At 54.4% G+C, this 20,226-nt stretch carries 13 protein-coding genes; 6 read left to right on the forward strand and 7 right to left on the reverse strand.

Annotated features, from left to right (window positions below; translation table 11 throughout):
* Positions 1 to 51 precede the first annotated feature (51 nt).
* Positions 52 to 4,221, forward strand: coding sequence for a translocation/assembly module TamB domain-containing protein (locus tag IUJ45_RS06150; RefSeq protein ID WP_082308652.1), 4,170 nt, complete (start codon positions 52 to 54; stop codon positions 4,219 to 4,221).
* A 1,433-nt stretch (positions 4,222 to 5,654) separates the two neighbouring features.
* Here IUJ45_RS06150 and pilC read toward each other — a convergent pair.
* The 3 genes from pilC to ftsY form a co-directional block, all read right to left on the reverse strand.
* A complete protein-coding gene (pilC, locus tag IUJ45_RS06155; RefSeq protein WP_082308653.1) occupies positions 5,655 to 8,819 on the reverse strand; it encodes a PilC family type IV pilus tip adhesin in 3,165 nt (1,054 codons plus the stop codon).
* Between the two features lie 559 nt (positions 8,820 to 9,378).
* Positions 9,379 to 9,663 (reverse strand): GIY-YIG nuclease family protein, encoded by a 285-nt coding sequence (locus IUJ45_RS06160; RefSeq protein ID WP_002246543.1) that lies wholly within the window; start codon positions 9,661 to 9,663, stop codon positions 9,379 to 9,381.
* Positions 9,664 to 10,251: 588 nt separating this feature from the next.
* Positions 10,252 to 11,517 carry a signal recognition particle-docking protein FtsY gene (ftsY, locus tag IUJ45_RS06165; RefSeq protein WP_002228837.1) on the reverse strand — a complete coding sequence of 422 codons (1,266 nt, stop codon included), beginning with the start codon at positions 11,515 to 11,517 and terminating at the stop codon, positions 10,252 to 10,254.
* Positions 11,518 to 11,662: 145 nt separating this feature from the next.
* Between ftsY and msrAB the strand changes: the two genes are divergently transcribed.
* The gene (msrAB, locus tag IUJ45_RS06170) at positions 11,663 to 13,231 is read left to right on the forward strand and encodes a bifunctional peptide-methionine (S)-S-oxide reductase MsrA/peptide-methionine (R)-S-oxide reductase MsrB (RefSeq protein WP_082308717.1); all 1,569 of its coding nucleotides are present in this window, start codon (positions 11,663 to 11,665) and stop codon (positions 13,229 to 13,231) included.
* 101 nt (positions 13,232 to 13,332) lie between these two features.
* Here the strand turns inward: msrAB and IUJ45_RS06175 are convergent, their stop codons facing one another.
* The 3 genes from IUJ45_RS06175 to IUJ45_RS06185 form a co-directional block, all read right to left on the reverse strand.
* Complete coding sequence (locus IUJ45_RS06175; protein WP_002221794.1) at positions 13,333 to 13,818, reverse strand: CinA family protein; 486 nt, start codon at positions 13,816 to 13,818, stop codon at positions 13,333 to 13,335.
* A gap of 25 nt (positions 13,819 to 13,843) precedes the next feature.
* Positions 13,844 to 14,692 carry a mechanosensitive ion channel family protein gene (locus IUJ45_RS06180; RefSeq protein ID WP_002215243.1) on the reverse strand — a complete coding sequence of 283 codons (849 nt, stop codon included), beginning with the start codon at positions 14,690 to 14,692 and terminating at the stop codon, positions 13,844 to 13,846.
* A 93-nt stretch (positions 14,693 to 14,785) separates the two neighbouring features.
* The gene (locus IUJ45_RS06185) at positions 14,786 to 15,787 is read right to left on the reverse strand and encodes a thiamine ABC transporter substrate-binding protein (RefSeq protein WP_002220087.1); all 1,002 of its coding nucleotides are present in this window, start codon (positions 15,785 to 15,787) and stop codon (positions 14,786 to 14,788) included.
* Between the two features lie 58 nt (positions 15,788 to 15,845).
* Here IUJ45_RS06185 and IUJ45_RS06190 point away from each other — a divergent pair, with 58 nt between their 5' ends.
* The 4 genes from IUJ45_RS06190 to IUJ45_RS06205 all read left to right on the forward strand — a co-directional run bounded on the left by IUJ45_RS06190 (position 15,846) and on the right by IUJ45_RS06205 (position 18,656).
* Positions 15,846 to 16,577, forward strand: a complete 732-nt coding sequence (locus IUJ45_RS06190) for a pyrimidine 5'-nucleotidase (protein ID WP_002246545.1) — start codon at positions 15,846 to 15,848, stop codon at positions 16,575 to 16,577.
* Positions 16,553 to 16,825: a hypothetical protein gene (locus IUJ45_RS06195; protein WP_002233354.1), complete on the forward strand. Its 273-nt coding sequence runs from the start codon at positions 16,553 to 16,555 to the stop codon at positions 16,823 to 16,825. The genes IUJ45_RS06190 and IUJ45_RS06195 overlap by 25 nt, the downstream gene beginning before the upstream one ends.
* Before the next feature lie 54 nt (positions 16,826 to 16,879).
* Complete coding sequence (gene glmU, locus IUJ45_RS06200) at positions 16,880 to 18,250, forward strand: bifunctional UDP-N-acetylglucosamine diphosphorylase/glucosamine-1-phosphate N-acetyltransferase GlmU (RefSeq protein ID WP_082308718.1); 1,371 nt, start codon at positions 16,880 to 16,882, stop codon at positions 18,248 to 18,250.
* Positions 18,251 to 18,326: 76 nt separating this feature from the next.
* The gene (locus IUJ45_RS06205) at positions 18,327 to 18,656 is read left to right on the forward strand and encodes a zinc ribbon domain-containing protein YjdM (RefSeq protein WP_002216158.1); all 330 of its coding nucleotides are present in this window, start codon (positions 18,327 to 18,329) and stop codon (positions 18,654 to 18,656) included.
* A gap of 71 nt (positions 18,657 to 18,727) precedes the next feature.
* On the opposite strand, the gene efeB is transcribed toward IUJ45_RS06205, so the two are convergent.
* Positions 18,728 to 19,993 carry an iron uptake transporter deferrochelatase/peroxidase subunit gene (gene efeB / locus IUJ45_RS06210; RefSeq protein ID WP_002216156.1) on the reverse strand — a complete coding sequence of 422 codons (1,266 nt, stop codon included), beginning with the start codon at positions 19,991 to 19,993 and terminating at the stop codon, positions 18,728 to 18,730.
* Between the last annotated feature and the right edge of the window lie 233 nt (positions 19,994 to 20,226).

The raw sequence follows: 20,226 nt of genomic DNA on the forward strand, positions 1-20,226 counted from the left end.
GATACGGCCGCTTCAGACGGCATTGCAGCAAACCATTTTGAAACAGACATTATGACCGATACCGCACCGACAGATACCGATCCGACCGAAAACGGCACGCGCAAAATGCCGTCTGAACACCGCCCCACCCCGCCGGCAAAAAAACGCCGCCCGCTGCTGAAGCTGTCGGCGGCACTGCTGTCTGTCCTGATTTTGGCAGTATGTTTCCTCGGCTGGCTCGCCGGTACGGAATCCGGTTTGCGCTTCGGGCTGTACCAAATCCCGTCTTGGTTCGGCGTAAACATTTCCTCCCAAAACCTCAAAGGCACGCTGCTCGACGGCTTCGACGGCGACAACTGGTCGATAGAAACCGAGGGGGCAGACCTTAAAATCAGCCGCTTCCGCTTCGCGTGGAAACCGTCCGAACTGATGCGCCGCAGCCTGCACATCACCGAAATTTCCGCCGGCGACATCGCCATCGTTACCAAACCGACTCCGCCTAAAGAAGAACGCCCTCCGCTCAGCCTTCCCGACAGCATAGACCTGCCTGCCGCCGTCTATCTCGACCGCTTCGAGACGGGCAAAATCAGCGTAGGCAAAACTTTTGACAAACAAACCGTCTATCTCGAACGCCTCAACGCGGCATACCGTTACGACCGCAAAGGACACCGCCTCGACCTGAAAGCCGCCGACACGCCGTGGAGCAGTTCGTCGGGGGCTGCCTCGGTCGGTTTGAAAAAACCGTTTGCCCTCGATACCGCCATTTACACCAAAGGCGGACTCGAAGGCGAAACCATACACAGTACGGCTCGGCTGAGCGGCAGCCTGAAGGATGTGCGCGCCGAACTGGCGATCGACGGCGGCAATATCCGCCTCTCGGGAAAATCCGTCATCCACCCGTTTGCCGAATCATTGGATAAAACATTGGAGGAAGTACTGGTCAAAGGGTTCAACATCAATCCGGCCGCCTTCGTACCTTCCCTGCCCGATGCCGGGCTGAATTTCGACCTGACCGCGATCCCGTCGTTTTCAGACGGCATCGCGCTGGAAGGCTCGCTCGATTTGGAAAACACCAAAGCCGGTTTTGCCGACCGCAACGGCATCCCCGTCCGTCAGGTTTTAGGCAGCTTTGTCATCCGGCAGGACGGCACGGTGCATATCGGCAATACGTCCGCCGCCCTGCTCGGACGGGGCGGCATCAGGCTGTCGGGCAAAATCGACACCGGAAAAGACATCCTCGATTTAAATATAGGCATCAACTCCGTCGGCGCGGAAGACGTACTGCAAACCGCGTTCAAAGGCAGGTTGGACGGCAGCATCGGCATCGGTGGCACGACCGCCTCGCCCAAAATCTCTTGGCAACTCGGCATCGGCACGGCGCGCACGGACGGCAGCCTCGCCATTGCAAGCGACCCCGCAAACGGACAGCGGAAACTGGTGCTCGACACCGTCAACATCGCCGCCGGGCAAGGCAGCCTGACCGCGCAAGGCTATCTCGAGCTGTTTAAAGACCGCCTGCTCAAGCTGGACATCCGTTCCCGCGCATTCGACCCTTCGCGCATCGATCCGCAACTTCCGGCAGGCAATATCAACGGCTCAATAAACCTTGCCGGCGAACTGGCAAAAGAGAAATTCACAGGCAAAATGCGGTTTTTACCCGGCACGTTCAACGGCGTACCGATTGCCGGCAGTGCCGACATTGTTTACGAGTCCCGCCACCTTCCGCGTGCCGCCGTCGATTTGCGGCTGGGGCGGAACATCATCAAAACAGACGGCGGCTTCGGCAAAAAAGGCGACCGGCTTAACCTCAATATCACCGCACCCGATTTATCCCGTTTCGGTTTCGGACTCGCGGGGTCTTTAAATGTACGCGGACACCTTTCCGGTGATTTGGACGGCGGCATCCGAACCTTTGAAACCGATCTTTCCGGCACGGCGCGCAACCTGCACATCGGCAAGGCGGCAGACATCCGTTCGCTCGATTTCACGCTCAAAGGTTCGCCCGACACAAGCCGCCCGATACGCGCCGACATCAAAGGCAGCCGCCTTTCGCTGTCGGGCGGAGCGGCGGTTGTCGATACCGCCGACCTGATGCTGGACGGCACGGGCGTGCAGCACCGCATCCGCACACACGCCGCCATGACGCTGGACGGCAAACCGTTCAAATTCGATTTGGACGCTTCAGGCGGCATCAACAGGGAACTTACCCTATGGAAAGGCAGCATCGGCATCCTCGATATCGGCGGCGCGTTCAACCTCAAGCTGCAAAACCGTATGACGCTCGAAGCCGGTGCGGAACGCGTGGCGGCAAGTGCGGCAAATTGGCAGGCAATGGGCGGCAGCCTCAACCTGCAACACTTTTCTTGGGATAAAAAAACCGGCATATCGGCAAAAGGCGGCGCACACGGTCTGCATATCGCCGAGTTGCACAATTTCTTCAAACCGCCCTTCGAACACAATCTGGTTTTAAACGGCGACTGGGATGTCGCCTACGGGCGAAACGCGCGCGGCTACCTCAATATCAGCCGGCAAAGCGGCGATGCCGTATTGCCCGGCGGGCAGGCTTTGGGTTTGAACGCATTTTCCCTGAAAACGCGCTTTCAAAACGACCGTATCGGAATCCTGCTTGACGGCGGCGCGCGTTTCGGGCGGATTAACGCCGATTTGGACATCGGCAACGCCTTCGGCGGCAATATGGCAAATGCACCGCTCGGCGGCAGGATTACCGCCTCCCTTCCCGACTTGGGCACATTGAAGCCCTTTCTGCCCGCCGCCGCGCAAAACATTACCGGCAGCCTGAATGCCGCCGCGCAAATCGGCGGACGGGTCGGCTCTCCGTCCGTCAATGCCGCCGTCAACGGCAGCAGCAACTACGGGAAAATCAACGGCAACATCACCGTCGGGCAAAGCCGCTCTTTCGATACCGCGCCTTTGGGCGGCAGGCTCAACCTGACCGTTGCCGATGCCGAAGTATTCCGCAACTTCCTACCGGTCGGACAAACCGTCAAAGGCAGCCTGAATGCCGCCGTAACCCTCGGCGGCAGCATCGCCGATCCGCACTTGGGCGGCAGCATCAACGGCGACAAACTCTATTACCGCAACCAAACCCAAGGCATCATCTTGGACAACGGCTCGCTGCGTTCGCATATCGCGGGCAGGAAATGGGTAATCGACAGCCTGAAATTCCGGCACGAAGGGACGGCGGAACTCTCCGGTACGGTCGGTATGGAAAACAGCGGACCCGATGTCGATATCGGCGCGGTGTTCGACAAATACCGCATCCTGTCCCGCCCCAACCGCCGCCTGACGGTTTCCGGCAACACCCGCCTGCGCTATTCGCCGCAAAAAGGCATATCCGTTACCGGGATGATTAAAACGGATCAGGGGCTGTTCGGTTCGCAAAAATCCTCGATGCCGTCCGTCGGCGACGATGTCGTCGTATTAGGCGAAGTCAAAAAAGAGGCGGCGGCACCGCTCCCCGTCAATATGAACCTGACTTTAGACCTCAATGACGGCATCCGCTTCGCCGGCTACGGCGCGGACGTTACCATAGGCGGCAAACTGACCCTGACCGCCCAATCGGGCGGAAGCGTGCGGGGCGTGGGCACGGTCCGCGTCATCAAAGGGCGTTATAAGGCATACGGGCAGGATTTGGACATTACCAAAGGCACGGTCTCCTTTGTCGGCCCGCTCAACGACCCCAACCTCAACATCCGCGCCGAACGCCGCCTTTCCCCCGTCGGTGCGGGCGTGGAAATATTGGGCAGCCTCAACAGTCCGCGCATTACGCTGACGGCAAACGAACCGATGAGTGAAAAAGACAAGCTCTCCTGGCTCATCCTCAACCGCGCCGGCAGTGGCAGCAGCGGCGACAATGCCGCCCTGTCCGCAGCCGCCGGCGCGCTGCTTGCCGGGCAAATCAACGACCGCATCGGGCTGGTGGATGATTTGGGCTTTACCAGCAAGCGCAGCCGCAACGCGCAAACCGGCGAACTCAACCCCGCCGAACAGGTGCTGACCGTCGGCAAACAACTGACCGGCAAACTCTACATCGGCTACGAATACAGCATCTCCAGCGCGGAACAGTCCGTCAAACTGATTTACCGGCTGACCCGCGCCATACAGGCGGTTGCCCGTATCGGCAGCCGTTCGTCGGGCGGCGAGCTGACATACACCATACGTTTCGACCGCTTCTCCGGTTCGGACAAAAAAGACTCCGCCGGAAACAGCAAAGGAAAATAAGCGGTTTTCAGACGGCGCGCCGCCAAACCGGACATTTGAAAACCTGCTTTTCCACCGTCCGCCGCCGCCGTCCGCCTGCAAGGGAACAGAATCGATATAGTGAATTAACAAAAATCAGGATAAGGCGACGAAGCCGCAGACAGTACAAATAGTACGGAACCGATTCACTCGGTGCTTGAGCACCTTAGAGAATCGTTCTCTTTGAGCCAAGGCAAGGCAACGCTGTACTGGTTTTTGTTAATCCGCTATATTCCGCCATCTCTAAGATTTACAACGATACACAGGTAATTTAAGGAATGCCCGAACCGTCATTCCCGCCACTTTCCGTCATTCCCGCAAAAGCGGGAATCTAGGACGCAGGGTTAAGAAAACCTACATCCCGTCATTCCCGCGAAAGCGGGAATCTAGAATCTCGGACTTTCAGATAATCTTTGAATATTGCTGTTGTTCTAAGGTCTAGATTCCCGCCTGCGCGGGAATGACGAATCCATCCGTACGGAAACCTGCACCACGTCATTCCTACGAACCTGCACCACGTCATTCCCACGAACCTACATCCCGTCATTCCCACGAAAGTGGGAATCCAGTTTTTTGAGTTTCAGTCATTCCCGATAAATTGCCTTAGCATTGAATGTCTAGATTCCCGCCTGCGCGGGAATGACGGCGGAGCGGTTTCTGTTGCTCCCGATAAATGTCGCAATCTCTAATCCCATCATTCCCACGAAAGTGGGAATCCGGTTCGTTCGGTTTCACTTGTTTTAAGTTTCGGGTAACTTCCACTTCGTCATTCCCGCGCAGGCGGGAATCCAGTGCGTTGAGTTTCAGCTATTTAGAATAAATTTTGAAACTCTAATCCCGTCATTCCCACGAAAGTGGGAATCCAGTTTTTTGAGTTTCAGTCATTCCCGATAAATTGCCTTAGCATTGAATGTCTGGATTCCCGCCTGCGCGGGAATGACGAATCCATCCGCACGGAAACCTGCACCACGTCATTCCTACGAACCTGCACCACGTCATTCCCACGAACCTACATCCCGTCATTCCCACGAAAGTGGGAATCCAGTTTTTTGAGTTTCAGTCATTCCCGATAAATTGCCTTAGCATTGAATGTCTAGATTCCCGCCTGCGCGGGAATGACGAATCCATCCATACGGAAACCTACATCCCGTCATTCCCACGAAAGTGGGAATCCAGTTTTTTGAGTTTCAGTCATTCCCGATAAATTGCCTTAGCATTGAATGTCTAGATTCCCGCCTGCGCGGGAATGACGGCATCGGTTTGACGGTATTTAATTGAATTGTGGAAATTGATGGATTCAGTGAGATTGGCGAGATGAAGCCTACCCTATAGCCCGCCTTTTACGAACCCGCCCCTCCCGAAAAACGCAAAAAATGCCGTCCGAAAACCTTTCGGACGGCATTTTCGCGTGCAAATCAGTAGAAGATTTCACGCCAGCTGATTCGTTTCATACCGCACGTCGGGCCGGTAATGTCCAAGCTGTCCAAATCGTTCATCAGCAGGGTGCGCACCCCTTTTTGGGAGAAGCAGCGGTTGTTTTTGCCGGCACGCTTGCCGTCGGGGTCTATACCGCTGCCGCCCGCATCGCCGTCTGCCGTTGTTGAAAATCCGTCTGTTTTCTTTTCATCCAGATAACGCACATTAACCGGTTTGTCGTAAACATATCCGTTCGGGCAGGCGATTCCATTGTCTTTTTCCATACAACCTATAGGGATGGATTTGCCTTTGGTGGTTTGCTTATGGCCGGAATATTGCGCGACAGCCGTATTGGTGTCCGGCACAATCGGGCGCGCGCTTTTCTTGGTCAGCTTGCCGCCGTCGGCGGTATTGATGCCCAAAATGGCGGTTTCCGCGCCGCAGCCGCCGTCGTTATATTTGCGGATGGTTACAAAGGCGGTACGCAATACCACGGTCGGTTTGACGGTAACGCGCTGTCCTTCCTTCAGCTTCACTACCCACCCCTTACTGCCCGATCCGTCGGATCGCTTATAATCGGTCAGGAATAAGGTTTTATTTTCCTCACTAAGCACTTGCTCGAGCAGCCCGTTGCCCTGCCCGTCTTTCGCCACACCTGTGTTTGTGTCATTGTCAAAAATACCGTAAACGTGTTGGATTTCTTTGCTGTCCACATCCTCCTCACTCAAATCACTGCCCGTGCCGAAGATGACCACGCGTTTGTCTTTCAGTTGGGAAATGGCGGGCGCGGAAGTAATCGGCTTCGTGCCTTGGAAAATAGTGCGTACAGTCCAGCTGGACGGATTGTCGCTGCTCAAATCAAAGCGGTACATATTCCCGCCGCGATCGCCGGCATAGGCGATATCGACCGTGCCGTCCAAATCTTTATCCACCAGCGTGGGGGACGAAAGCCCGCCCTTGCCGTCCTTCACTTCGATTTTTGCAATCGGCGTACCGTTGTTGTTTTCCAAATCATACACATACAGCGCGGTTTTATTTTGTTGGTCGTCAATGGTTTTAGTCGCATAACCGGAGGCGAGGAAAGCGGCGTATTTGCCGTCGTGGGTTTTGCCGATTTGCGGCGTGCCGACGGTGTAGCCTAATTGCACGCTATTATTGCTATTATTGCCATTATTGTCATGTTTGACATCAAACAGGGAAACGGCGGTCGGGTCACCGTTTTCGGCTTTGGTCAAATCCAAGGCATACGCACCTCTGCCGCCAAAGCCCATCGCGCCGAACATAAACACGTGTTTTTTCCCGCTCAGTTCGACTTCGCGCAAGACAAAGCCGCCGTCCACGCCGTAGCGGTCGCCCACATAGCCTTTTTCGGCAAAGGCGCGCAGCTCTTTGGCGAGGGTGGAGTCTTTGAGAGCGGAAGTGTCGTTATCAAAATATTGGCGCGGCATCGTGCCGGGGATGTAGCTGAGCTTCAGATTGTAGCTGCGTTCATCACTGCCGCCGTTTTTTTTGAAGATATGCACCATCCCGTCGTTGGCGGAAGTAGCCAAATACTCGCCGACCGCGACAATCGGGCTGTTGACGATGTCGCCCAAATCGCGCTTGCCGTTGTTGCCGTTTTCGCGGATGCGGTATCTTTGGCTGTATTTTGGCTTGTTGTCGTTGTTTTCTTCTTTGTTGAATGCTTTAAATTTACTGTCATCAGCAAAACCCCGAACCGTCCAAGGCAGCAATACTTTTTTCCACTCGCTGGCATCAGGCATGAAGCTCCCTTCTCTAATAATGCCGAAAGTGTCGTTTTTGCCGTCATTTCCATTTAAACCGGTGGCCTCATTGTTTCTATCCAGTTGGATATGCCGTACGCCGCCATCCAATCGGATGACAGTTTGCCGCCCCGTGAAACTCGGCTCTTTACTTTTAATCTCCGACGTACTCAAGGGTTTGAGGGAATAGCGGCCCGGTTTGCTTGTGTCATCCTTGCGGGAAAGGTTTTGCAGGAAAATTTGGCTGCTCGAACTGTCGGGGTAGGTAGAAACCGAAGCGGAATACATCTCCGCCTTGCCATCTTTCACAGGTCCGAACCACAGCGCGGGGGCAGTCAGTGCGGGCGAAGGGGCTTTGGATTTGGGATTGGGGTTATCTTTGTTGATGCAGCGGCCTGCTTTGACTTCCGGCAATTTGAGTTTGACGCTGACTGATCCGGTATCTTTGAACTCCCAATTACCAACATTATGAGTGAGATGCCTCTTGTTCTTCCACGCGTCCGTCGGCTCGATGCGTGTTTTCAAGGTACCAAAATTAACTGTTATGCCTTGCGCGATATTTTGGATGTTTTTTTTATCCAGCAAGTGCAGCTTGGCGTTCAGATAAAAGGCGACAGCGTGGTGTTTGTCCTGATGAACTTGATTACCCTTATTACGAACATCGCCTGTCGTATAAACGAGGTTTTTGTATTTGTATAGGCTTTGCGCACCATTGCTCTGCGTCACATCCTCGCTAAAAGAAGATTCCACTTTCTTGAGTTTCTTTGATTCGACGACGCTCTCGCTGCTTAAATTGAAAGACACGCCCAACCAAGGCTGATCCGGCAATTTATAAATGGGCGAATTGTCGCGGCTTTTGTCTTCGTATATATCCAGCTTGCCGTTTACCTTGCTTTTCAACCCTTGATTACCGAAGGTAAATTGGGTTTTATAGCTAACATCAGGACAGTCTCCGCTGGAGCATGTGTTACCTTCGTAGCTGTAGCCTACCAACCCCGGGCGGGTCGTACCAATCCAACCAAGGACATCGCCGCGCTCTTTCAGCCTCTTTTCATCAAAACCGGAAACCTTGCCGTAGGGCGGCAGGTAGGTCGCCGCGCCGAAAACGGTAACACCGTTTTTTTGAGCAACAACTTCATCGGTATTATTGAATGAGAAAGTAGTGTTTTTTTTGTATCCACTAAAAGATGTCGTAAAGTTAACTTGGCGGGGGTTGCTTTTTTGCGGCAATGAATTATATAATTGCCCCCACTTTACCTCGGGCAGCTTTTGTCCGTTCATCACAAGAGCGTATGGATACGTTTGCGCTTGCGCCCCCCCCCCGCCGGTATGGGAAAACATCAATATGGCGGTATAAAGCGCGGTATGGCGGAAAACCTGCCGTTTCCAAGTTTTATTCATCTTTTATTCCTTGAGTTTGCCTTCACGGGACGGGGCGGCGCGCCGCGAACGCCGAGGTTCGGTAAACCGCCCGATTCCGCGCCCGCCGAATTGCTGATTGAAAAGCTTACCTCCCCATTTTAACTTTGCACACTGATCACGGTAAAGCGTTTTTTAGCAAACCGCTGCAGATGCCCAACGGTCTGGATTCCCGCCTGCGCGGGAATGACGGTTTAGAAGTTGCCCGAAACCTCAAAAAAAACCGAAACCGAACAAGCCGGATTCCCGCCTGCGCGGGAATGACGGCGGAGCGGTTTCTGTTTTTTCCGATAAATTCCTAAAACTCAAAATTTCATCATTCCTACAAAAACAGAAAACCAAAATCAGAAACCTAAAATTCGTCATTCCCGCGCAGGCGGGAATCCAGTGCGTTGAGTTTCAGCTATTTAGAATAAATTTTGAAACTCTAATCCCGTCATTCCCACGAAAGTGGGAATCCAGAATCTCTAAAGCTTCAGCTAACCTTTGAATATTACTGTTGTTCTAAGGTCTAGATTCCCGCCTGCGCGGGAATGACGGGCTAAATAATATCAAACCATAAATCCTGCCAAGAAACATTATTTTCTTCAATCAGTTGCAATTTCCAAGCCCTGTTCCATTTCTTCAACTGTTTTTCCCGAGTAATTGCACTCTCCATCGTAGGATGCAGTTCATACCAAACCAGCATAGTAACGTTGTACCGTAATGTAAATCCCTCAATCAAATGCTCCCTATGTTGGTAAATACGTTGCACCAAATCAGATGTAACGCCAATGTATAACGTGCCATTACGTTGGCTTGCTAAAATATAAACCGCAGGCTGCATATAATACCCTTTTGAATTATTTAAATTTATATTCCCGCGAACACCATCCCGTGATTACTTTAACCTTTCGTTATTCCCATAGCTTTCCATCATTCCCGCAACTCTTCGTCATTCCCACGAAAGTGGGAATCTAGAACGCAAAATCTAAAGAAACCGTTTTACCCGATAAGTTTCCGCACCGACAAACCTAGATTCCCGCCTACGCGGGAATGACGGCGGAGCGGTTTCTGTTTTTTCCGATAAATTCCTAAAACTCAAAATTTCATCATTCCTACAAAAACAGAAAAACAAAATCAGAAACCTAAAATCCCGTCATTCCCACGAAAGTGGGAATCTAGGACGCGGAATCTCAAGAAACCGTTTACCCGATAAGTTTCCGTGCCGATGGTTCTAGATTCCCGCCTGCGCGGGAATGACAGGTCTTTTATAACCTTTGAATATTGCTGTTATCCCAAGGTCTAGATTCCCGCCTGCGCGGGAATGACGGGTCTTTTATAAACTTTGAATATTGCCGTTATCCCAAGGTCTGGATTCCCGCCTGCGCGGGAATGACGGCATCGGTCTGCTGTTTTCGGACGGCATTTCGGCTCAATCCAGCAGTGCGTCCACAAACGCGCGCGCGTCAAACGGGCGCAAATCGTCTATGCCTTCGCCCACGCCGATATAGCGGACGGGGACGGGGCGGTCGGAGGCAAGCGCGGCGAGGATGCCGCCTTTTGCCGTGCCGTCGAGTTTGGTCACGATTAAACCGGTCAGCCCTAATGCGTCGTCAAAGGCTTTGACTTGGTTGACGGCGTTTTGCCCGATGTTGGCATCAAGCACGACGATGATTTCGTGCGGCGCGTCGGGCATGGCTTTTTGCAGCACGCGTTTCACTTTTTTGATTTCTTCCATCAAATGAAGCTGCGTGGGCAGGCGGCCGGCGGTGTCGGCCAGCACAATGTCGATGCCGCGCGCTTTGGCGGCTTGGACGGCATCGAAGCACACGGCGGCGGAATCGCCCGTGGTTTGCGAAATCACGGTTACGTTGTTGCGTTCGCCCCAAGCTTGAAGCTGCTCACGGGCGGCGGCGCGGAAGGTGTCGCCGGCGGCAAGCAGCACAGATTTGCCCTGCGCTTGGAAATATTTGGCGAGTTTACCGATAGACGTGGTTTTGCCCGCGCCGTTGATGCCGGCAAGCATGATGACAAACGGCTCTTTGGTTTCGGGCAAAACCAAAGGTTTCTCCAGAGGCTTAATCAGGTCGTACAAGGCTTCTTTCAACGCGCCGCGCAATTCGTTGCCGTCTTTCAGCCCTTTGAGGCTGACGCGGTCGCGCACGTCTTTCATCAGGTATTCGGTGGCTTCCATGCCCATATCGCTGGTAATCAGCACGGTTTCCAGCTCTTCGTACAAATCTTCGTCGATTTGTCCGCCGCCGAACACGCCCGCCAGCGATTTCGCCATTTTGTCGCGCGATTTGGTCAAACCTTGTTTCAAACGCGCCGCCCAACCGAGCTTGTGTTCTTCAGTTGTCGCAACGGCTTCTTGAACTTGCCCGACAGCCTCGCCGACGGTTTCGGCAACGGCTTCTTTTGCCGCTTCGACTTGTTCCGCTGCTTTTTCCGCCGCTTCCTCTGCTTCAGACAGCATCTCGGCAACGGTTTCCTTTACCTGTTCAACCGCACCGCTGACGGTTTCAACAGCCGATTCGACCTGCCCTTTGACGCTTTCCGTTAAAGATTCGACTTCTTCTTTAATATTTTCAACTATTTGAGTAACTTCGGATTCTGCTTTTGCTGCAGTTTCCTGAACTTGAGCCTCCTCGGGAGCCGGCGTTTCCTGTTTTTTCTTGCGACGGAAGAAGCTGAACATTGAATTTTCCTTTTAATTTTAGAAACTTGAAATAGGGTGTATTGTAGCGTATTTTGCGCGGCAAGGTTGTCTGAAAATCCGGGCTGTAAGGTTTCGGCATCTCAAACGTCTAATCATGCAAACCGTCCACACAGGAAACATTAAAATGAAACACCGTACTTTCTTTTCCCTTTGCGCCAAGTTCGGCTGCCTGCTTGCGCTGGGTGCTTGTTCGCCCAAAATCGTCGATGCCGGAGCCGCGACCGTGCCGCACACTTTATCCACTTTGAAAACCGCAGACAACCGCCCCGCCAGTGTTTACTTGAAAAAAGACAAACCGACGCTGATTAAATTTTGGGCAAGCTGGTGTCCTTTGTGTCTGTCCGAATTGGGACAGACCGAAAAATGGGCGCAAGATGCAAAATTCAGCTCCGCCAACCTGATTACCGTCGCGTCTCCGGGCTTTTTGCACGAGAAAAAAGACGGCGACTTCCAAAAATGGTATGCCGGTTTGAATTATCCCAAGCTGCCCGTCGTAACCGACAACGGCGGCACGATCGCCCAAAGCCTGAATATCAGCGTTTACCCTTCGTGGGCGTTAATCGGTAAAGACGGCGACGTGCAGCGCATCGTCAAAGGCAGCATCAACGAAGCGCAGGCGTTGGCGTTAATCCGCGACCCGAATGCCGATTTGGGCAGTTTGAAACATTCGTTCTACAAACCCGACACTCAGAAAAAGGATTCAAAAATCATGAACACGCGCACCATTTACCTCGCCGGCGGCTGCTTCTGGGGCTTGGAAGCCTATTTCCAACGCATCGACGGCGTGGTTGACGCGGTATCCGGCTACGCCAACGGCAACACGAAAAATCCGAGCTATGAAGACGTGTCCTACCGCCATACGGGCCACGCCGAAACCGTTAAAGTGACCTACGATGCCGACAAACTCAGCCTAGACGACATCCTGCAATATTTCTTCCGCGTCGTTGATCCGACCAGCCTCAACAAACAGGGCAACGACACCGGTACGCAATACCGCAGCGGCGTGTACTACACCGACCCCGCCGAAAAAGCCGTCATCGCCGCCGCCCTCAAACGCGAGCAGCAAAAATACCAACTGCCCCTCGTTGTTGAAAACGAGCCGCTGAAAAACTTCTACGATGCCGAGGAATACCATCAGGACTACCTGATTAAAAACCCCAACGGCTACTGCCACATCGATATCCGCAAAGCCGACGAACCGCTGCCGGGCAAAACCAAGACCGCCCCGCAAGGCAAAGGCTTCGACGCGGCAACGTATAAAAAACCGAGTGACGCCGAACTCAAACGCACCCTGACCGAAGAGCAATACCAAGTTACCCAAAACAGCGCGACCGAATATGCCTTCAGCCACGAATACGACCATTTGTTCAAACCCGGCATTTATGTGGACGTTGTCAGCGGCGAACCTTTGTTCAGCTCCGCCGACAAATATGATTCCGGCTGCGGCTGGCCGAGCTTCACGCGCCCGATTGATGCAAAATCCGTTACCGAACACGATGATTTCAGCTACAACATGCGCCGCACCGAAGTGCGCAGCCACGCCGCCGACTCACACTTGGGGTACGTCTTCCCCGACGGCCCGCGCGACAAAGGCGGACTGCGCTACTGCATCAACGGCGCGAGCTTGAAATTCATCCCGCTGGAACAAATGGACGCGGCAGGCTACGGCGCGTTGAAGAGTAAAGTGAAATAAGCCGCACCGCCGCCTAACCCGACAAAATACCGTCTGAAACCTGCAACGTTTCAGACGGTATTTTTTATCCGGCGGGGATTTTGTCCAGACGGAGATTTTGTTTAGACGGCATCGCCGCCGTTTTCAATCAGCCCCGCCAACCGTTCCAACGCGAAGGCGACCGCCTGCGCGCGGACGGATTCGCGGTTGCCGTCAAAACGGCGCATTGCTTCGCAACTTCCGCCCGGAAAGGCAAACCCGAACCAAACCGTGCCGACGGGTTTGCTTTCGCTGCCGCCGCCCGGACCGGCGATGCCGGAAATACCGACGGCGTAATCCGCCTGCGCCACGGCTTTCGCGCCGCGCGCCATCTCATAGACGGTTTGGCGGCTGACCGCGCCGTGTTCGAGCAGGGTTTCGGGCAACACGCCCAAGCGGTCTTCTTTGGCTTTGTTGCTGTATGTTACAAAACTTTGATCGAACCATTGCGAACTGCCTGCAACGCTTGTGAATACGGCGGCAAGCAGCCCACCCGTGCAGGATTCGGCACAGCTTACGGTTTGACGTTTTTTCGTCAGGTTTCGGGCGATGGTGTGCAGCGCGTCCATTTCCCACTCCTCTTTCAGACGGCGTTTAAGAATTGATGATGTGTATGTCGCGTTGCGGGAACGGGATGTTGATATTGACTTTGCGGAGGTTTTCGACCACTTGTTCGTTCAAGTCGCATTGCAGCGTCCAGCGGTCTGCTTCGTTTGCCCAAGCCCATAATGTGATTTCGATGGCATTGTCGCCCAAGGCGGTGATGTAGGCGGCGGCCTGCCGCTCTTCGTTTTGAACGCTCAAGGGGTGTTCGACGGCGGCTTTCAACACCGCCTCTTTCGCCACTTTCAAATCGCAGTTGTAATCGACGCCGACTATCACTTGGGCGCGGCACAGCGGCAGTGTGGAACGGTTGACGATGCTGTTGCCCATCACCACGCTGTTGGGCAGCACGACTTCTTCGTTGTCGGTCGTCCGCAAAGAAGTCTGCACCATTTTAATCTCTCGGACATATCCTTCAAAACCGCCGACGCGGATAAAATCGCCGACTTTGAACGGGCGGAACAGGATAATCAGCGCGCCGGCGGCAAAATTGGACAGCTGGTCTTTCAAGGACAACGCCACCGCCAAACCCGCGCCGCCGATTAAGGCGGTTACGGATGTTGTGGAAACGCCCAATCTGCCCAATGCGGCAATAATCACCAAAATCAATAAGCCGATATTGGCAACATTACACAAAAAACTAATCAGCGTGGCATCGACCTGCGCGCGCGTCATCGCCGCCCTCATCACAGCGACAATGCGTTTCGCCGCCCATTTTCCGACCAAAAAAATAAGCAGCGCGGCGGCAAGGTTCAGCCCGAACGCCCACGCCTTTTCAGCCAGATGCTCCCAACCGGAAACACTGATCAGGTGTAAAAAATCAAATTGTTTGAAGTCCATTGTTTTCCTCTTGATCGAACATCCGCCCCGTGCGGCGTAATCGGCACAGGTGTAAAAATGCCGTATGAAGCCCTGCGGGGCGGTATGTTTGTTTTATTTCAAAACCGTTCTAATCCAACGGGAAACCCATCCGCGCTGGTTCGCATCAATATCGCGCTGCGCGGGGGCGGTGGTGTGCGTCGGGGCTTGGGCGAAGCGGAACACGTCGGGCAGGCGCGTGTTTTTGACGGCGGGGTAAACCCACATTTCGGACGGAACCGCCTGCTGCACTTCCCGACTTTGCAGCCATTGCACCAGTTTTGCCGCCAGCTTCGGCTGTTTCGCGCCCTTCAAGACCGCCGCGCCTTCGACCTGGCGGAATACGCCGCCTTTTAAAAACAGGTTGCCCGTCGGCGGCTCGCTGTATTTGCCTTTGGAAAAATACACTTCCGCCGCCGGGCTGGCGGCATAACCGACCACCAGCGGATACGCGCCGCCGTTGTGCGAAAAGTCGGTGTAATACGCCTCGCTCCAGCCTTTGGCGACCTTCACGCCGTTCTGCCGCATCTGTGCCCACCATTTGAACGCGCCTTCTTCGCCCAGACCGCTGATGTTCGCCATCAGGAAGCCCAGCCCCGGGGACGACGTGGCGGGGGACGGCACGACCAATAGGTTTTTATATTCGGGGCGGGTCAAATCCTGCAGGGTTTGCGGCAGAGGAAGCTTTTTGCCTTCAAACCATTTTTTGTCGTAATTGATGGACACATAGCCGTAATCGACCGCCAAAGCCGAAGGCAGCCCGACCGCGACGGGGGCGGATTCGGGTTGCGCCGCCGCCAAAATGCCCATTTCCCGCGCCTTGCCGATATTGGCGTTGTCCAAACCATACACCGCGTCGGCAATCGGGTTGGCGCGGCTCAAAATCAGTTTGTTGAGCATTTCGTTCGCGCCGCCCGCCTGAATAATCGACACTTTCGCATCGTTTGCCCGCTCGAAACGCGCAATCAGCCCTTTGGGCAGGCTGAACGACTTATGCACCGCCAGCCTGACTTCCGTCTGCGCCTGCAGGTATGCCGAAACCGCCAGCAGCGGCAGCAGCCAAATTTTCCGTTTCATTCCGAGTCCTCCTCTATTCGCTGTAAAATAACATTCTAACAAATTTTCACGGTTCAAAATGCAAGAAAACCCGACCGTGTGGCTGTTCGACCTCGACAACACGCTGCACAATGCCGATGCCGGCCTCTTCACACTCATCAACCGCGCTATGACACGCTATATGGCACGCCGCCTCAAACTCTCCGAATCTGCCGCGTCCGACCTGCGTCAAGACTATTGGCACCGCTACGGCGCAACGCTCGCCGGACTGCAAATCCACCATCCCGAAATCGACATCGCCGAATTTTTGCGCGAAAGCCATCCGATCGATGCAATCCTGACCAGGCTGCACGGCATGGCGGATACGGAAAACACCCTATGCCGTCTGAACGGGCGCAAGGCGGTTTTTTCCAACGGCCCGTCGTTTTACGTCCGTGCCGTTGTCGGCGCACTCGGTTTGGAAAACCGTTTCGACGCACTGTTCGGCACGGATGATTTCGGGCTGCTGTACAAACCCAATCCGCAAGCGTATCTCAATGTCTGCCGCCTTTTGGACGTACCGCCCGAATGCTGCATTATGGTGGACGACAGCGCGGACAACCTGCATCAGGCAAAAGCATTGGGCATGAAAACCGTCCGGTTCGGTGCAAAAGTGCACGACCTGCCCTTTATCGATGCTTCCGTAAGCGATATGGCGCAACTGGCTCGGTATGCAGAAACTTTGTCAGAACACCGCCAAAATCATTACAATACCCGCACACCCCCCCGAAAATACGAAAGAATGTTATGCGTAAAACCTTCCTTATCCTGATGACTGCCGCCGCCCTTTTGTCGGGCTGCGCGTGGGAAACTTATCAAGACGGCAACGGCAAGACCGCCGTCCGTCAAAAATATCCCGCCGGCACGCCCGTTTATTACCAAGACGGCAGCTACTCGAAAAATATGAACTACAACCAATACCGTCCCGAACGCCATGCCGTGTTACCCAACCAAACCGGCAACAACGCCGACGAAGAGCATCGCCAACACTGGCAAAAGCCCAAATTTCAAAACCGATAAACCCACCCTATGCCGTCTGAAGCCCTTTCAGACGGCATTGCACAGGAAAACGCTATGCCGCAAAACACTTTAAACATCGTCATCCTCGCCGCCGGCAAAGGCACGCGCATGTATTCCAAAATGCCCAAGGTTTTGCACGAAATCGGCGGCGAAACAATGCTCGGGCGCGTTATCGACACCGCCGCCGCGCTGAATCCGCAAAACATCTGCGTCGTCGTCGGCCACGGCAAAGAGCAAGTTTTGGACACCGTCAAACGCGATGTCGTCTGGGTTGAACAAACCGAACAGCTCGGCACCGGCCACGCCGTCAAAACCGCCCTGCCCCACCTTGCCGCCGAAGGCCGCACGCTGGTGTTGTACGGCGACGTTCCTTTAATTGACGTTGAAACCCTCGAAACCCTGCTCGAAGCCGCAGGCAACGAAGTCGGGCTGTTGACCGACGTGCCCGCCGACCCGTCAGGTTTGGGGCGCATCATCCGCGACGGCAGCGGCAGCGTAACCGCCATTGTCGAAGAAAAAGATGCCGACGCCGCCCAAAAAGCCGTGAAAGAAATCAACACAGGCATCCTCGTCCTGCCCAACGCCAAACTCGAAGCCTGGTTGAACAGCCTTTCCAGCAACAATGCCCAAGGCGAATATTATTTAACCGACCTCATTGCCAAAGCCGTTGCCGACGGCATCAAAATTCATCCCGTCCAAGTCCGCTCCTCCCATCTGGCCGCCGGCGTGAACAACAAACTCCAGCTCGCCGAACTCGAACGCATCTTCCAAACTGAACAGGCGCAAGAATTGCTCAAAGCAGGCGTAACCCTGCGCGACCCGGCACGTTTCGATTTACGAGGCCGTCTGAAACACGGGCAAGATGTCGTAATTGATGTGAACTGTATCTTTGAAGGCAAAATCGAACTCGGCGACAACGTCGAAATCGGTGCCAACTGCGTCATCAAAAACGCTAAAATCGGCGCAAACAGCAAAATCGCCCCCTTCTCCCACCTCGAAGGCTGCGAAGTCGGCGAAAACAACCAAATCGGCCCCTATGCCCGCCTGCGTCCGCAAGCCAAACTGGCTGACGATGTACACGTCGGCAACTTCGTCGAAATCAAAAACGCCGCCATCGGCAAAGGCACCAAAGCCAACCACCTCACCTACATCGGCGATGCCGAAGTCGGCAGCAAAACCAACTTCGGCGCAGGTACGATTATTGCCAACTACGACGGCGTGCACAAACACAAAACCGTCATCGGCGACGAAGTGCGCATCGGTTCAAACTGCGTCTTGGTCTCCCCCGTCAAAATCGGCAACAAAGTAACCACCGGCGCGGGCAGCACGATTACCCGCAATGTCGAAGACGGCAAACTCGCCCTCGCCCGCTCCCGCCAAACCATCATCGACGGCTGGGTGAGGCCTGAAAAAAACAAACAATAAAGCTATGCCGTCTGAAGCCGGTTTCAGGTTTCAGACGGCATCAAACTCCTCCGATATCAGATAAGGACTGCAAACCATGTCATTACCCCCATGCCCACAATGCGCCTCCGAATACACTTATGAAGACGGCGGACAATACATCTGCCCCGAATGCGCCCACGAATGGAATGAAACCGAATCCGCCGCCGACCTTGCGGCTCAAGTGCGCGATGCCAACGGCGCGGCACTGCAAAACGGCGATACCGTCATCCTCATCAAAGACCTCAAGGTAAAAGGCAGCTCGATGGTGATCAAACAAGGTACGAAAGTCAAAGGCATACGCCTGCAGGAAGGCGATCACAACATCAGCTGCAAAATCGACGGCAGCGCGATGAATTTAAAATCCGAATTCGTCAAAAAAGCCTGACCGCCCAAAAACAAGAAACGCCGTCCGAACCCGTTTGGCAAGGTTCGGACGGCGTTTTTTATATGGCGGATTTATACGCCCAGCAGCCCTTGCCCCAAAAAGCCGCCTTTTTCCACGCCGGGCAAGACGAAGAAATAGCCGCCGCCGAAGGGGCTGATGTATTCTTCCAGCGGTTCGCCGTTGAGGAGGTTTTGCACGAAGATGAATCCGTCGGCAAGGTTTGCCTGATAGCAGACGAACACCAGCCCGACATCAAGCTGTCCGCTTGAGGCGAGTCCGCGCGAATAGCTGTAGGCGCGGCGGAAGAGGCGGTGTTTTTTAAGGAACTCGGGATCGCGCGGATTCGCCAGGCGTATATGGCTGTCTTTGGGCGTGGTATTCCCCTCGGGGTCTTTGGCAAAATCCGGTTGGTCGGCTTCTTTTTTGCCGTCCATCGGCGCGCCGCTGTATTTGCGCCGCCCGAAAATGTCGGTTTGCTCTTGAAGCGGCGTCCTGTCCCAAAACTCAACAAAGTGGCGGATAAGGCGGACTGCCTGATAGCTGCCGTTTTTCGCCCACTCCGGTTCGTCGAGGCTGTTGGCGGCCACCCCCGTCCACAAAACCTCGTCGGCAGTTTTGGGGTCGGAAACTTTGGGGTTGCCCGTGCCGTCGCGGAAGCCCAACAGGTTGCGCGCCGCCATCGCGCCGGGTTCGGATTTAGGCTGCCACCCGTCGATACTCCAGCGGATAACGGCGGTTTGGACGGTGTGTTTGATGATGTCGCGCAGGGCGGCTTGGCAGGTTTCGGGGGTGAAGGCACAGATTTGCAGGCTCAAATCGCCGTCGCACCAGCTTTTTTGCAGCTTATCGTTGGAGAAGTCGCGCATTTCCTGCAAATGAATCGGTTTTTTGTCTTTGAGTCCGAACCGGCCGTCAAACAGGCTGCTGCCCACCCCCACGGTAACGGTCAACCCGTCGGGGTTGAAGGCTTTGCCCAAAATGCCGCTGCCGGCTGGCGGAAGTTTGTCGTCGCCGTCTTGGTATTCGCCGCCTTGGGTGAGAAACTCGATGCGGGCGGTCAGCGTGCGGAACAGGTTTTCCAGCTGCTTGGCACTTTGCGCGGTTACGTCGAAGGCGCACATAATCGAAAACGCCTGCTGCGGCGTAACGATGCCTGCCTGATGTTCGCCGTAGCAGGGATAGGCTTGGGGCGAGTGTTGGCTTTCGGCGGTGCGTTCGGCGGTTTCGCCCCGTTTTTTGCCGCCGAGATAACCTCCGATTGCGCCGACTGCTCCAGCTGCGATCGCGGTTTTAAAAAGAGTGCGCCTGGTCGGTTGTGCGGGTTGGTTTTTGCTCATGGTGTTTCCTTCAATATCCGTGCAGCAGGATGGGTATCCCTGCACGCCGTTTTTCCATTAACCGATAGCGGCAGGTTGAAATTCCGCCCTGCAATATATGGCGGATATAGTGGATTAACAAAAATCAGGACAAGGCGACGAAGCCGCAGACAGTATAAATAGTACGGCAAGGCAAGGCGAGGCAATGCCGTACTGGTTTTTGTTAATCCACTATAAAACTTCAGACGGCATCT

Source organism: Neisseria meningitidis, from assembly GCF_022869645.1.
Lineage (GTDB): Bacteria > Pseudomonadota > Gammaproteobacteria > Burkholderiales > Neisseriaceae > Neisseria > Neisseria meningitidis.